The sequence below is a fragment of the Psychrobacter sp. 1U2 genome, assembly GCF_051847575.1.
The window spans coordinates 1-590 of record NZ_JBPYDC010001494.1 but is presented as its reverse complement, the minus strand read 5'-3'; the positions used below and the strand labels follow the sequence as shown (position 1 = coordinate 590).

The 590-nt window shown below is 45.9% G+C and carries 1 protein-coding gene; it reads right to left on the bottom strand.

Annotation, left to right across the window (positions count from 1 at the left end; genetic code table 11):
- On the bottom strand, positions 1-511 hold a 511-nt coding region (locus tag ACS8FD_RS22810; protein WP_439277534.1), incomplete at its 3' end, for an RNA polymerase sigma factor region1.1 domain-containing protein.
- Positions 512-590: the final 79 nt, after the last annotated feature.

The window sequence follows — 590 nt, the reverse complement described above, 5'->3', positions numbered from 1 at the left end:
AAAAACCAGTGATAACGTCAGAGAGTTTCTTTTCGCCGTCATGTACTTTTTGATATTCATCAAGAACGAATTGTACCGTACCTGGCCAGTAAGCCATCGCATGCTGTACATCACGAATACCTTCTTCAATACGCTTGGCGATAGCAATCTCGCCTTCACGGGTCAACAGATCAACTGTACCCATCTCGCGCATATACATACGAACAGGATCGGTAGTACGGCCGGGCTCAGTTTCAACAGAGGCCAATACTGCCGCTGCTTCATCAGCTGCCATATCATCATCGCTTGAATCATCGTTCATCAAAATATCATCAGCGTCAGGCGCAGCCTCAAATATTTTGATGCCGACGTCAGTGAGCATTTGGACGATGTCTTCGATCTGATCGCTTTCTGTAATAGAGTCAGGCAGCTGGTCATTCACCTCAGCATAGGTAAGATACCCTTGCTCTTTGCCCATTTGGATTAAGGTGGCCAGTTGAGACGTGGAATTGGAAACTGACTTGTCGCTCATAAATACTCACTTGCTTGCGTCGGGCATTTTCGTAAAATAACAGACTATCGCTTGTAGGGTGCGTTGATCTAATCAGTAG